10 protein-coding genes are annotated in these 14,392 nt (G+C 42.0%); 5 read left to right on the top strand and 5 right to left on the bottom strand.

The window, feature by feature from the left end:
* Nucleotides 1-52 precede the first annotated feature (52 nt).
* On the bottom strand, nt 53-1,879 hold the full coding sequence (aspS, locus tag ACHEVO_RS04435) for an aspartate--tRNA ligase (protein ID WP_101204567.1): 1,827 nt from the start codon (nt 1,877-1,879) through the stop codon (nt 53-55).
* Between the two features lie 374 nt (nt 1,880-2,253).
* On the opposite strand from aspS, the gene sohB reads away from it, so the two are divergent.
* From sohB to ACHEVO_RS04410, 5 genes are all read left to right on the top strand, one after another.
* Nucleotides 2,254-3,219 (top strand): protease SohB, encoded by a 966-nt coding sequence (gene sohB, locus ACHEVO_RS04430; protein WP_394124083.1) that lies wholly within the window; start codon nt 2,254-2,256, stop codon nt 3,217-3,219.
* A gap of 258 nt (nt 3,220-3,477) precedes the next feature.
* Nucleotides 3,478-4,728 (top strand): acyl-CoA dehydrogenase family protein, encoded by a 1,251-nt coding sequence (locus ACHEVO_RS04425; protein ID WP_227526716.1) that lies wholly within the window; start codon nt 3,478-3,480, stop codon nt 4,726-4,728.
* Nucleotides 4,729-4,969: 241 nt separating this feature from the next.
* A complete protein-coding gene (locus tag ACHEVO_RS04420; protein WP_394124082.1) occupies nt 4,970-6,214 on the top strand; it encodes a phosphotransferase family protein in 1,245 nt (414 codons plus the stop codon).
* A 48-nt stretch (nt 6,215-6,262) separates the two neighbouring features.
* A complete protein-coding gene (locus tag ACHEVO_RS04415; protein ID WP_394124081.1) occupies nt 6,263-7,027 on the top strand; it encodes a histidine phosphatase family protein in 765 nt (254 codons plus the stop codon).
* A 122-nt stretch (nt 7,028-7,149) separates the two neighbouring features.
* Entirely contained in the window at nt 7,150-8,019 is an 870-nt protein-coding gene (locus tag ACHEVO_RS04410; protein WP_394124080.1) for an SDR family oxidoreductase, read from the top strand.
* Between the two features lie 92 nt (nt 8,020-8,111).
* Here ACHEVO_RS04410 and ACHEVO_RS04405 read toward each other — a convergent pair whose 3' ends face one another.
* From ACHEVO_RS04405 to ACHEVO_RS04390, 4 genes are all read right to left on the bottom strand, one after another.
* Nucleotides 8,112-9,812, bottom strand: a complete 1,701-nt coding sequence (locus tag ACHEVO_RS04405) for an AMP-binding protein (protein ID WP_296207764.1) — start codon at nt 9,810-9,812, stop codon at nt 8,112-8,114.
* Nucleotides 9,813-10,465: 653 nt separating this feature from the next.
* Nucleotides 10,466-12,163, bottom strand: coding sequence for an AMP-binding protein (locus tag ACHEVO_RS04400; RefSeq protein ID WP_394124079.1), 1,698 nt, complete (start codon nt 12,161-12,163; stop codon nt 10,466-10,468).
* A gap of 462 nt (nt 12,164-12,625) precedes the next feature.
* Nucleotides 12,626-13,402, bottom strand: coding sequence for an ABC transporter permease (locus tag ACHEVO_RS04395; RefSeq protein WP_394124078.1), 777 nt, complete (start codon nt 13,400-13,402; stop codon nt 12,626-12,628).
* 147 nt (nt 13,403-13,549) lie between these two features.
* Entirely contained in the window at nt 13,550-14,386 is an 837-nt protein-coding gene (locus ACHEVO_RS04390) for an ABC transporter ATP-binding protein (protein WP_394124077.1), read from the bottom strand.
* Nucleotides 14,387-14,392 lie beyond the last annotated feature (6 nt).

Below are 14,392 nucleotides of genomic sequence, written 5' to 3'. Positions count from 1 at the left end.
AATGAATCACGTAACAAGCACTGTAGACAGCAACCGCGCATCATTAAGCGATTTATTCAGCAGGCTTGCTGGTATCAGCCTGTGCTTTTTCACGCACACGGATACCAAGCTCACGTAGTTGTTTGCTATCAACGCCAGCAGGTGCTTGGGTCAATGGGCAATCAGCTGTTTTGGTTTTTGGGAAAGCGATAACGTCACGGATAGAGCTTGCACCTACCATCAACATGATCAAACGATCCAAACCAAATGCTAGTCCGCCATGCGGTGGCGCACCGAATTTTAGAGCATCAAGTAAGAAACCAAATTTATCTTCAGCTTCTTGCTCACCAATACCCAAAGCTTCAAGTACAGCTTGCTGCATATCATAAGTGTTGATACGTAAGCTACCACCACCAATCTCAGTACCGTTCAATACCATATCATAAGCGATAGAGAGGGCAGATTCTGGGTTGTTTTTCAACTCTTCAACTGAGCCTTTAGGCTTAGTGAACGGATGATGCATCGACGTCCAACGACCATCGTCAGTTTCTTCAAACATTGGGAAGTCAGTTACCCAAAGTGGAGCCCATTCACAAGTCGTCATTTCAAGATCTAGACCGATTTTTTGACGTAATGCACCAATCGCATCATTCACGACACTGGCTTTATCCGCACCAAAGAAGATAATATCGCCATCTTCTGCAGCAGTACGCTCGATCAAGCTCACCAGTACGTCATCAGTCATGTTTTTGATGATTGGAGACTGTAGGCCAGACTCTTTATCCACACCGTTGTTGATGCTGCTAGCGTCATTGACTTTGATATAAGCCAAACCGCGTGCACCATAAATACCAACAAACTTGGTATAAGCATCGATTTGCTTACGGCTTAACGATGCGCCACCAGGGATGCGTAGGGCAGCCACACGACCTTTAGGATCGTTTGCAGGGCCAGCAAATACCTTAAAGTCAACGTCTTTCATCAAATCTGCAACGTCAACCAACTTTAGAGGAATACGTAAGTCAGGCTTGTCTGATGCGTAGTCACGCATGGCTTCAGCGTAAGTCATGCGAGGGAACTGTTCAAACTCAACGTCCATCATTGTCTTAAACAAATGCTTGATAAGACCTTCATTGATGTTCATGATTTCTTCTTCGTTCAAGAAAGACGTCTCGATATCCACCTGAGTAAATTCAGGCTGACGATCGGCACGTAAATCTTCATCACGGAAGCATTTAGCAATTTGATAATAACGGTCAAAACCTGACACCATCAATAATTGCTTAAATAGCTGTGGTGACTGCGGCAGGGCAAAGAAGTTACCTGGACGAGTACGTGATGGTACAAGATAATCACGCGCACCTTCAGGTGTTGCACGAGTCAAGATAGGCGTCTCAACATCCAAGAAACCATGGTCATCTAAATAACGACGAATCGCTGAAGTTGCCTTGGCACGGAACACCATACGCTCTTGCATTTGCGGACGACGCATATCAAGATAACGATACTTTAGACGCAGGTCTTCAGATACAGTCGTTTTTTCGTCATTCAATGGGAATGGCGGCGTTTCAGACTTAGCCAGTACTTCAATTTCTTTGCCCAATAGCTCAATTTGGCCACTGGTCATATTATTATTTTCAGTACCTTCATAACGACGACGTACGCGGCCAGTTATCTTTAGCACGTATTCAGGACGTACAGCATCAGCTGCTGCGAAAGCTTCTGGGGTATCAGGGTCGACCACGACCTGTAAGATACCCGCGCGGTCACGCATGTCTAAGAAAATCACGCCACCGTGATCGCGACGACGATGTACCCAGCCTACGATACTAATGGTTTGCTCAAGCAAGCTCTCGGTTACGGCTCCGCAATACTCGTCTCGGTATTCGCTATGCGTCATAGTGCTTTGCGTCATAATATGGTTATCCAGTTATCAGCCCAATTCGAAGTACAATAATGCAGCCATTGTTGTGCGTTTCAAGCTATTTGCAAAAAAAACACACAAACAACGCGATTAAGACATATGGTCATCACGTTGGCTGCAGAAAATTTGATATAAACGCATATTATGCCTAATCTGCCTTTGTTATACAACCGGCTGAGTTCAATCAAAGAACGGGAGTGTGCAAGTGTCTGAGGTATTTATTCGATGATATTTATATTGGGTTAAATATTGTCATCATGCTTGAAAACGCCGCTTAGTGTGCACATATCAACCGCACGCTAATAAAAACAGCCATATCAATATATTTACTGACTTGAGGATTTGTAACCATGCTATTTCATCCCCCCAAAAACCCTGTTGAGCTTAAAATACGCCACTTGAATGATGCTCAAAAGCAGCGCCGTGAAGATTTGATGGAAGCCACCCAAGGCAAAGCTGCCCTCAAACAGTTCAAAAAAGCCAAGCAAGCATTGAAAGCAAAAACTAAAAATAAGAAAAAACATACCGATGATAAGGCACAAGTTTTTGTGCTCGATTTTGATGGTGATATCAAAGCAACTGCGGTCAAACATTTGCGTGAAGAAATCAGTACTTTAATTAGTACCGCAAATAAAGGTGACGAAGTTATCGTCCGTCTTGAATCAGGCGGTGGTCTGGTACATGGTTATGGTTTGGCCGCAGCGCAATTGGTTCGCCTAAAAGATGCTGGTTTAAAACTGACTGTTTGTGTTGATAAAGTGGCGGCAAGCGGTGGTTATATGATGGCCTGCGTTGCAGACAAGGTAGTAGCTGCACCATTCGCTATCATTGGTTCAATCGGTGTGGTGTCACAGCTGCCAAACTTCCATAAATGGCTAAAAAACCATGACGTCGATTATGAAATGTTTACCGCTGGTGACTACAAGCGTACGGTAACTGTATTTGGTGAAAATGATGCCGAAGACCGTGCCAAATACCAAGAAGAGCTAGAGCAGACGCATGAGCTATTTAAGCATTTCGTTAATACCTATCGTCCAGCGCTTGATGTTGCTAAAGTAGCTACGGGTGAGCATTGGTATGGCGAAGATGCGTTAAAGCTTAACTTAATTGATAGTCTACAGACTTCAGACAGCTACATTTTGGAACGTATGGAAGACAACGAAGTGTATGCACTATATTCACGTCAGAAGCCGACGTTAGCAGAAAAGTTGGGATTGGCTCAAGCAGCAGAAGCGACATTGAGCATGGCTGTAGATAAATTACCTGATGCACTTGCACGTTTTGATTTGAATAGTCGCCTAAATATTCTGAAATAATGTTAGTTATCATTATGATAGTTAAATAATGGTATTTTAGTGCTCAGAAGTTTTTGTATACATTGTTTATATTTTGTAAAAGGCGTGGCCTAGCTGGTCGCGCCTTTTTGCTGTTTATTGACAATTGCTGTGTTATAAATGTAGCACACGGAAAACAGTATACGTACGTGCACTAAAGCTCTAGTAGAGCTTTTTATTAACATTTGATTTAGACAATCAATAAAGAAAAGGAAGTCATTTATGTCTAACGACAATTTAATGTTTACCGCAACAGAACATGGTCAAGCCATGCATGCCAAAGTCAAAGCGTTCATCGAAACGAATATTGAACCCATCGAAGCCCAATTCTGGGAAGATTGTCATAAGAAAAATCCTGACGGTAATTGGGAAAACTGGGAGTGGCCAGAAGCCTACGAAAACCTGCGCAAGCAAGCGCGTGAAGAAGGCTTGTGGAATTTATTCTTGCCAGATGACACACTAGGTGCAGGACTGTCAGTCACTGATTATGCGCCTATCGCAGAATTGACGGGTCGTAGTTTGCTAGCACCTCATGTATTCAACTGTAATGCCCCTGATAGCGGTAACATGGAGCTGTTATGGCGCTACGGTACTCAAGAGCAGCAAGACAAGTGGCTTACCCCAATCCTAGAAGGTAAGACACGCTCTGTATTCTGTATGACTGAGCCCGATGTGGCATCAAGTGATGCAACCAATATGCAAGCAACCGCCGTAGTCGATGGTGATGAGATTGTCATCAATGGTAGCAAGTGGTGGTCATCTGGTCTTGGCGATCCAGCGGTTGATGTCTTGATTGTGATGGCATATACCGCGGATGAAAGTGCAGACCGTCATCATCAGCATTCGATGGTGCTTGTGCCAGTCAATACTCCGGGTGTGAACATTAAACGCATGCTTAAAGTGTTTGGTGATTATGATGCACCGCACGGGCACGGTGAAATTAGCTTTGAAAATGTACGTGTACCTGTCAGCCACTTTATTGGTGGACCTGGTAAAGGCTTTGAGATTGCACAGGGTCGTCTAGGGCCAGGCCGTATTCATCATTGCATGCGCTGTATCGGCGCTGCCGAAAAATCTCTTGAATTAGCGGTTAAGCGTGGCATGTCACGTACTGCCTTTGGTAAGCCGTTACTACAATTGGGTGGTAACTTTGAGCGTATCAGCGAGGCTCGCATCAAAATCGACCAAGCACGCTTGCTCACGTTGTACGCCGCCCAAAAAATGGACGCTCAAGGCACCAAAGCAGCATTGACTGAAATCTCTGCTATCAAAGTAGTGGCGCCAACTGTATTGCAAGAAGTAGTTGACATGGCGATTCAGATTCATGGTGGTATGGGCGTCTGTCAAGATACCTTGCTACCGAATTTCTACGCGCAAGCACGTGTACTACGTTTGGCAGATGGTCCTGATGAAGTACATAAAACCATGATTGCCAAACTAGAACTCAAACGTCAGGGCTTTAGTCGTTCTGCTAAGTCTGACAAAGCTTAGTCTTAAGCTTAATCTTAACAAACGGTTGTGTGAGTTAGTTTTGATTTGCTCACGCAACTATCAAGAATAAGCCAATCAAAATGCTAATTGAAAATTCACTATTAACGACTTAGTAGTGAATTTTTCATCACTAGAGCGAGTCCTCATTTCAAAAATAGCGAGAAGAATGAGATAAATTGAATTGAGAACTAGCTCGCATATCTGTTATAAAAATAAATGACCACATGATAAGGAATGTCTCATGGCAACTGATAATAAAGTACTAGACAAAGGCGGTGCCGTACGCGAAGGTGAAGAGCTTGATGCCAAAGCAGTCAGTGAATGGCTTCGCGGTCAAGGTGTCGATGTGGTAGGCGAGCCTACGGTCACTCAGTTCTCAGGCGGCGCATCAAACTGGACATATCGACTACAGTATAAGGGTGAAAATAAAAACCAAGACCTCATATTACGTCGTCCACCGAAAGGTACCAAGGCAAAATCTGCCCATGACATGGTGCGTGAGTACACCGTTCAAAAAGCATTAAAAGATGCTTATCCTTATGTACCTGAGATGATTGCGCTATGTACGGATGAAGCTGTTATCGGCGCTGACTTTTATGTGATGGAGCGTATGGAGGGTATTATCCCTCGTGCAGAATTGCCAGAAGGTATCGATCTAAATCCTGAGCAAACGCGTCTGCTTTGCACCAATGTATTAGACGCTTTGGTAGAGTTACATCAGATAGACTATACCGAGCATCCTGATTTGGTCAATTTGGGCCGCGGTGAAGGTTACTGTGAACGCCAGATCAGTGGTTGGGATAAACGTTATGTCAAAGCAAAGACACCTAATGTACCGAGCTTTGCACTGGTCAGACAATGGCTTGCTAAGCATACGCCTGCTGATAGCAAAACTTGTATCATTCATAATGATTGGCGCTTTGACAATGTCATACTTGATGCAGATGAGCCAACCAAAGTGATTGGCGTGCTCGACTGGGAGATGGCAACCCTTGGCGATCCATTGATGGACTTGGGTAGTGCGTTGGCTTACTGGATTGAAGAAGATGATAATATCATCATGCAGCAGTTCCGTCGTCAGCCAACACATTTAGAAGGCATGATGACGCGTGATGAAGTGGTTGAATATTATCTAAAACAGTCAGGTTTAGAGATAGATAATTGGACCTTCTATGAAGTGTTTGGTTTGTTCCGCCTCTCAGGCATTATTCAGCAAATCTACTATCGTTATTATCATAAGCAAACCACCAATCCAGCTTTCAAAAACGCTTGGCTCGTTATACATGTCATGCATGCTAAATGTCTCAAATTAATTGCGCAATATGAAGGTGAAGCCTTATTCAATGCGCATGTGCAGCCGCATTTAGAAGACATAGGCGTAGATGCTGCTGCTATTGAGCAGTTGCCAAGCCCTGTTCAAAAAGTGGTCAAAAGTATTTTACCAAAAGGTTATTTTGCAAAAGCACCTGACTCTCCTGAAGCGTAAGTATTCAGCAAACCGTACTTTAGCAAATATGATATAAGGTAAGAATTTATGACAACCATACTTTTAGCACGTCATGGCCAAGCGTCTTTTGGACAAGAAAACTATGATCAACTCTCAGAACTAGGTACTATCCAAGCCCGAATGCTAGGTCAGCACTATGCAGCCACACAGCGCCGCATCGATGCCATATTCACTGGTAGGTTGGTTCGGCAGCAAGACTCAGCACGTCATTTTTGGGAGCGTTACCAGTCATCTGTACATGCCAGTAATAGCAATGGCACAGCTGTTGCGCCCGCAATCAACTTTGATCAGCCTGATAGTTATATTCTGCCGCAATTTGATGAATTTAATCATAAAGACGTGTTTGTTAAGTCAGCAGAGGCATCTGGCAATCGATCTGACATCTCAGCTGAAATCGCCAAAGCAGAATCGCCAGCGACACGACTGGCTGAGCTATTTGATCAAGCGATGCAGCGCTGGCATGCTGGTGATAATGATCAAGACTATCTTGAAAGTTGGCCCCAGTTTAATAATCGTGCACAGCAAGCCCTTGAACAAGTACGTACAAAAGCAGCAAGCATGAGCTTAGATCAGGACAGCACCGTGCTCGTATTCACTTCAGGTGGTGTCATCGCTGCAATCACTGCCCAGTTATTGCGACAAGGCAGTCAGACCGCTTATCAGCTGAATAAAAGCTTGGTCAATACGGGGGTGACCTCTATTACTTTAAAGAATCAAAGCTCTCGCTTGCTGTCTTTGAATGAATATAGTCATTTATTCTCTGATGGTAAACCGTTTGTGACATGGCGATAAATTTACACATGATTTTACGAATAATATAGTGTCATACCTGCTTAAAGTATAAGCACTATCAGCGTTTATACTAAGAAATACTGATTTGATTCTGTGCAATATCGATATACAAAGGACGGTACATGCAAAGCAAATTAATAAAATTGGTTGCTAAAAGTGCGCGCCATAGCAAAAACCAGATAGTAGGCGCGGTTCGACCTGCAAGCTATCTAAAAGGTTTGAGTCAGCAGCAAGTAGGCAAGGGCAAAACGGTGCTTATCACAGGTGCCAGTTCAGGTCTGGGTGAAGGTATGGCCAGACTGTTTGCTAGCCTTGGCTACAACTTGGCCATATGTGCGCGTCGCACTGATCGTTTAGAACAGTTAAAATCGGAGATGATGGACAAGTATCCTGATATTCGAGTCGAATACCAAGCACTAGATGTAAGTGATTATGATACGGTTTTTCAAGTGTTTGATGCTTTTGCAGATGACTTCGGTAGCATTGAGCGAGTAGTGGTCAATGCAGGCATTGGTGATAGCCGCCGCATTGGTAAAGGACATTTTGAAACCAATCGTCGCACTGCCGTTGTCAATTTTGTCGCCGCACTGGCACAGTGTGAAGCCGCCATGAATATCTTCCGTGCTCAGAACAGTGGCCATTTGGTCGTGATATCTAGCATGTCAGCCATGCGCGGATTACCTAGGCATCTGACGACCTATGGGGCAAGTAAAGCCGGCTTGGCTCATTTAGCAGAAGGTATTCGTGCTGATATGCTTTTGACCAATCTTCCTATTAAAGTTTCTACGATTTACCCAGGTTATATTCGCACCGAAATCAACGAAGGCTCTAAGCCATTACCGTTCGAAGTCGATACAGATACTGGTACTAAAGCTATTGTCGCAGCTATTGAAGCGGGTGTGGATGAAGCCTGTGTGCCGAGCCTACCTTGGTCCATGGTCAGTCACGCGATGAAGCACTTGCCATTACAGGTAATGAATAAACTAAGTTAATCAAATTGGTTTTCCTAAGGTAGAAAAGAAGAAGCCCACTACAATAATAGTGGGCTTCTTCTTTTATTTATTCTGAAATAGCAGGGCAAGTATTACAACGTTTGAGGGTTGTTTGACATATGCTGTTCACGCAGCTTTTGACGCAGTACTTTACCAACGTTACTCTTTGGTAGTTCACTAACAAACTCAATATGACGTGGACATTTATAACCAGTCAAATTGTCTAGCGCAAATTCTTTAATGACTTCTTTAGTGACATTGTTATCGGCAGGTACGATATAAATTTTAACCGCTTCACCTTGGTGGTCATCAGGAATACCAATTACTGCGCAATCGACGATACCATCACAATCGAGCATAACGGATTCGATTTCATTCGGGAATACATTGAATCCTGAAACCAAGATCATGTCTTTCTTACGATCTAGTAGGGTAATATAGCCTTTTTCGTCCATACTGATAATATCACCCGTACGGAAGTAGCCGTCGCTTGTGAAATCATTGGTATTGTCTTTATTAAAGTAACCAGACGTAATATTAGGACCTTTAATACACATTTCGCCTGCTTGATTTAGGCCTACACGTTTGCCACTGTCATCTACTACGATGATATCGACACTAGGAACAGGTATACCAATAGTACCGTTGAATTTACGATCAGTGATAACGTTGGCAGTACCTGCCGCAACACCTTCCGTCATACCCCAACCTTCAACCATAGGGCAGCCAGTTACTTCCAACCAACGTGCTGCGGTTTGCTCAGTTGCCGCCATACCACCAGCCTGAGTGATACGTAATGAACTAAAATCTAAGTTTTTAAAGTTTGGCTGGTCAAGTAACCCTTTGAATAGAGTGTTCACAGCAGGGAAGATGTGGAATGGTTGTTTTGATAACGTTTTAATAAACCCTGGCATATCGCGCGGATTAGGTACTAAGATAAAGGTATAACCTGAACGCATACCGAGCAGACTCAGCATGAAGGCAAAAATATGATATAGCGGTAATGCCATAACCATATTGATATAGACTTCATTGATGTCTGAAGTAACAGGACGATACCATGCTTCTGACTGCATAGCAGCAGCGACGACATTACGTTGTGTTAGGACAGCACCTTTAGACAACCCAGTAGTACCACCTGTATACTGCAAAATAGCTTTCTGTTGTAGGGTAGTTTTTGGCGCTTGAATCGGTAGATTCTTACCTTTCTTTAGAACTTCAGGGAACTTAGTAACGTCATACTTAGGATCGTTTAGGTTGTACTTTGGAACCAAGCGTTTGACCTGACGGATGACAGTATTGACCAAAATACCTTTTAGACCCATCATATCGCCCATTTTTGACAGCACGATACGTTTGATATTGGTTTCTTCAATGACTTGCTCTAAGGCTTGAGCAAAGTTGTCAACAACAAAAATAACCTGAGCGCCCGAGTCGTTCAATTGATGACGCAACTCGCGACCCGTATATAGTGGGTTTACTGGAGTGCAAACATAACCTGCACGTAGAATACCAATCATAGTTGGTAGATATTGGGGAACGTTTGGCATCATAAGAGCTACTACACTGCCTTTAGGTAGGCCTTGTGCTTGTAACCATGCTGCTACTGCAAGTGAGGCTGTATCAACGTCGCCATAAGTATGTGTAACACCCATACAGATAGTCATCGGATGCATACGAAAGCGGTTAAAACACTCTTCATATAACTCTATGAGGCTTTCATATTGATCAGGATTAATCGTCTTGGGTACGTTTTCTGGATATTGAGCAAGCCAAGGTTTATCTACTGTCATGATTAGTGTCCTTAAATATTGAAATAAGTTAAGGCTCTATAAAAAAGTAGTCACGTCCATGTCAACAATTCAAGTTGCTGCTCCATTAGCAAGAAATTGTCGAGTGCTATCCTATGTATTCACATACTGCTAAAATATGGGGCCTATATAAAGTTTGATTTAACCACAAAGCGTAAACATCTAAGTAGATTAAAAAGCCGATTACTATTTTTGATAATGAAAATGACCACTTGTAAAATAATATTAATCAATTGGCCTTAATTGAAAGTACTATAATATTAAAATAACAGAAAGTATAGTGACACATTTTGGCGATACATTAACATAACTACAACTAGGTCTGTTATTCTTATACAAGAACTTGATAGTTTATAATTAAATTTGATAAATAAAAGAATATATGTTGTAGGATACAGTTATTGAGCAATTGGTTCATAAAAATAAATCACTGTCTTATCAAATAATTATCATTACCTGTATTAAGAAAACCAGAATAATTAATTTTATGAATATAATAACGAGAGTTTTAGAAGAGTATTCTCAAATATAAATAATTAAGAATAAATATGCTAAAGAGCATCCTACATTAAATGTAAGGTGCTCTTTAGTAAAAGTAAAATTAAATTTTTGAAAAGTTAAAATTTAAGGTTGTTTTATCTTTGTGGGTAATCTGCATTATGCTTTTCACGCAATTTTTGACGCAGTACTTTACCGACATTACTTTTTGGTAGGTCACTCACAAACTCGATGTGGCGTGGACACTTATAACCCGTTAGATTATCTAAGGCAAAGTCTGTAATCACTTCTTTGGTAACATTATTGTCTTCAGGTACTACGTATATTTTGACCGCTTCACCTTGATGATCGTCAGGAATACCAATTACTGCGCAGTCAAGAATACCATCACAGTCAAGCATCACAGACTCAATTTCGTTCGGGAATACATTAAATCCTGAAACCAAAATCATATCTTTTTTACGATCGAGCAGTTTAATATAACCCTTGTCATCCATGCTGACGATATCACCAGTACGGAAATAACCATCACTAGTAAAATCAGCACTACTGTCTCTATTCAGATATCCAGAGGTTACGTTAGGGCCTTTAATACATAGCTCACCCCCTTCGTTTAAACCTACATGCTTGCCATCTTCATCAATAATGATGACATCGACACCAGGGGCTGGTACACCGATAGTACCGTTAAACTCACGATTGGTAATAACGTTGGCGGTACCGACTGCAACGCCTTCTGTCATACCCCAACCTTCGATCATCGCGCAGCCAGTCACTTCTAACCATCGATTCGCAGTTTGCTCAGTAGCCGCCATACCACCAGCTTGTGAGATACGCAAAGAGCTAAAGTCCAAATCTTTAAAGTTTGGATTATCGAGCAGCCCCTTAAAGAGGGTATTAACTGCAGGGAAAATATGGAACGGTTGTTTTGACAAGGTTTTGACGAATCCTGGAATATCGCGAGGATTGGGTATCAATATAAAAGTATAACCTGAACGCATACCAAGTAAACTCAACATGAATGCGAAGATATGATACAACGGCAGTGCCATTACCATATTGATATATACTTCATTAATTTCTGATGTGATAGGGCGGGTCCATGCTTCTGATTGCATCGCTGCTGCTACGATATTACGCTGCGATAAAATAGCGCCTTTCGAAAGTCCTGTGGTACCACCTGTATATTGCAAAAATGCTTTTTGGTCCAGAGACATGGTTGGTTGTTGAAAAGGTAAGTTTTTACCTTTTTTTAGCACGTCAGGGAATTTAGTGACATGGTATTTGGGGTCATTAAGATTATACTTGGGTACTAAGCGTTTGACCTGACGAATAATCGTATTGACCAAAATACCTTTCAAACCCATCATATCGCCCATTTTCGATAGGATCACACGTTTGATAGCCGTTTCTTCAATGACTTGCTCAAGCGCTTGGGCAAAGTTATCGACCACAAAGATCGCTTGAGCACCAGAATCGTTAAGCTGATGGCGTAATTCTCGGCCAGTATATAGAGGATTAACAGGGGTACAAACGTAGCCTGCACGCAAAATGCCAATCATGGTTGGTAGATACTGTGGAATATTTGGCATCATGAGAGCGACGACACTGCCTTTTGGCAAGCCTTGGTTCTGTAGCCAAGCAGCAACTGCCATCGAAGCATTATCGATATCACCATAGGTATGAGTCACTCCCATACAAATGCTCATCGGATGTCCACGGAAGCGATCGAAGCATTCTTCGTATAGCTCCATGATGCTGCTATATCTATCGGGGTTAATGGTTTTTGGCACACCGGCTGGATATTGAGAAAGCCAAGGTTTGTTCGATATCATAGTTAGCATCCTTGCGATTTGATATAGGCTAAAGTATTTTGAAAAGGTAGTTGTCAATCTATCAATGGTACAAACCACTACTTATTTAAGTGGTATCTACCGTATTCAATAGCATCCCTGTCTATTGATTAATAGCTAGTTTTTTTGCTGCTGTCACAGCATTTTATTTAATGAGTATTTATATAAAGCATTAAATAGAACAAATAAATAAAAAGTTCAGTAATAAAAACAACGCTCGTTCTAAAACTATTTATCTGCAGCTTACCAATAAAGTATCAAAAAAAACGATACATTTGAGCAATACATTAGCATGAATTTAGTCTAAAACAATAACAGTAAGCGATACTGATCAGTACATATATTAACTTATAAGAATATAGTGACTTTGCTGGCTGACAAAAGAAGGATTAGATAATTAATATTGGTGAGCTGATAAAACACAAAGGGATATAGATGCCAAAATTATTGCGGTAAAATGAATTGATCTTTTTTATTAAAGAATCTTCGATAAATAAGTAATGCACTGATGGTGCAGCCAAGTGTACTGCTGACACATATCAGGAACATAGTGACTATTTGATAGCGTACGGCTTGAGTGGGATCGGCGCCCGCTAGGATTTGACCCGTCATCATGCCTGGTAAACTAACAATACCGACGACTAGCATAGAGTTCAGAGTTGGAGTCATGCCATTAGTGATAGCTGCTTTTATCTGCTCATGGACGGCTTCGAACGGCTTAGCAGATAGACTGAGCATCATTTCGATACGTTCAGATTGCTCATGAAAGGATTCAATCAATTGATTGCTCGTTAACGAAATAGCAGTCAGAGAGTTACCTAATATCAGACCCAATATAGGAATAATGAATTGCGGTGTATACCAAGGCTGCACATTCAAAATCGCTATAATCGCAATCGCCGTTACTAGTATTGCTGAGATACCGACTGCTAATAACGTATCTTTTAACAACCCTTTATAGCTGCGTTTGACACGATTTTTGGCGGCACTTGCTGCAATTAGAGTCATGACCGTTAAAATAAGTAGCACTTCATACCATTGTTCACGTGCAAAGATCCATGCCAGTATTAGCCCAATAAAGCTAAGCTGTATAATCGTACGAAGTGCCGCTATTAAAAGGGTCTTGCTTAGCTTTAAACGTAAGCGCCAAGAGATGAGCAATACGATAATAATTAAACTGCTGGCAAGAGCGATATCACCATAAGTGAGAAAAATTTGCATATCATTCGTACCACTCGTATGAGCTTATTTAGGAAGTAATTATAGTAATAATACAAGGTGAGGGTTGAGTTAATTAACGTGCTAAATTGTCCGAGCAGCTATATAAAGACTTACTCATCTGATTAAATATTGCCAATCAAGAAAATGTCAAGAGTCTGCAGTGAGCACACCTGCTTGCATATGCCAGTGTCTATTTGCCAAAGGCATAATATCTTTTGTGTCGTGAGTCACCCATAGGAGTGTGCGCTGTGCATCTGCGTGCAACCAGCTGATGAGTAAGTTGACTAGCTGTGCTGAAGTGTCAATGTCCAAAGCGGCGGTTGGCTCGTCTAGTAATAGAACTTGTGGATTGAACTGTAATAGACGCAATGTATTGACCAGTTGGCGCTCGCCACCAGATAAGTGCTTGGCGTCTTGTTGTAAAAAATCTGCACTTCTATCTAAGTGTTCAAGCTGAGCAACATGCCAGTCTCTATCAAAAGTCTGCGATTGGTGAGCATGCAATTGATAAGGCATTTGTAAGTTTTCAAGGACACTGCCGTCTAGCAACTGTGGATGCTGAGCGAGTAGGGCGACCTGCTTGCGCCACCGCATAGGTGCAGTCTCATGAATATCGTGATAAACATTACTCGACGTGTCATCGTGCAAACGAACAGTACCGCTGCTCATGGAAAATAATCCTGCCAATACTCGCAGCAGTACTGATTTACCGCTACCAGACGCTCCTGTCAAAACAGTGACTTGCTCTGACAATAGCGTACCGCTCGCACCGCTTATTAGCGTTCGATCATGAATTGATGGCTCTTGATTCAATGAAGTGTTTGCGGTTAGCTTGCTTGTCCATTTTTGATAAATACTAGACGGCATAGAGATTTTATTCGAGGCTTCTTTGCTATCTTTAATGCTATGAGTACGTACCGTTCGTTGGTTATGTACCCATAGATTATCAAATTCAAACAACACTCTATCCGTATCTATGCTCATAGCAGT

The sequence above is a fragment of the Psychrobacter nivimaris genome, assembly GCF_043419765.1.
Taxonomy (GTDB): Bacteria; Pseudomonadota; Gammaproteobacteria; order Pseudomonadales; family Moraxellaceae; genus Psychrobacter.
This window is presented reverse-complemented; position numbering and strand designations above follow the sequence as displayed.

Excerpts from the sequence above, each read along its gene's own strand:
- aspS (WP_101204567.1), bottom strand. The coding sequence starts at position 1,879 with ATGACGCATAGCGAATACCGAGACGAGTATTGCGGAGCCGTAACCGAG.
- sohB (WP_394124083.1), top strand. The coding sequence starts at position 2,254 with ATGCTATTTCATCCCCCCAAAAACCCTGTTGAGCTTAAAATACGCCAC.
- ACHEVO_RS04425 (WP_227526716.1), top strand. The coding sequence starts at position 3,478 with ATGTTTACCGCAACAGAACATGGTCAAGCCATGCATGCCAAAGTCAAA.
- ACHEVO_RS04420 (WP_394124082.1), top strand. The coding sequence starts at position 4,970 with ATGGCAACTGATAATAAAGTACTAGACAAAGGCGGTGCCGTACGCGAA.
- ACHEVO_RS04415 (WP_394124081.1), top strand. The coding sequence starts at position 6,263 with ATGACAACCATACTTTTAGCACGTCATGGCCAAGCGTCTTTTGGACAA.
- ACHEVO_RS04410 (WP_394124080.1), top strand. The coding sequence starts at position 7,150 with ATGCAAAGCAAATTAATAAAATTGGTTGCTAAAAGTGCGCGCCATAGC.
- ACHEVO_RS04405 (WP_296207764.1), bottom strand. The coding sequence starts at position 9,812 with ATGACAGTAGATAAACCTTGGCTTGCTCAATATCCAGAAAACGTACCC.
- ACHEVO_RS04400 (WP_394124079.1), bottom strand. The coding sequence starts at position 12,163 with ATGATATCGAACAAACCTTGGCTTTCTCAATATCCAGCCGGTGTGCCA.
- ACHEVO_RS04395 (WP_394124078.1), bottom strand. The coding sequence starts at position 13,402 with ATGCAAATTTTTCTCACTTATGGTGATATCGCTCTTGCCAGCAGTTTA.
- ACHEVO_RS04390 (WP_394124077.1), bottom strand. The coding sequence starts at position 14,386 with ATGAGCATAGATACGGATAGAGTGTTGTTTGAATTTGATAATCTATGG.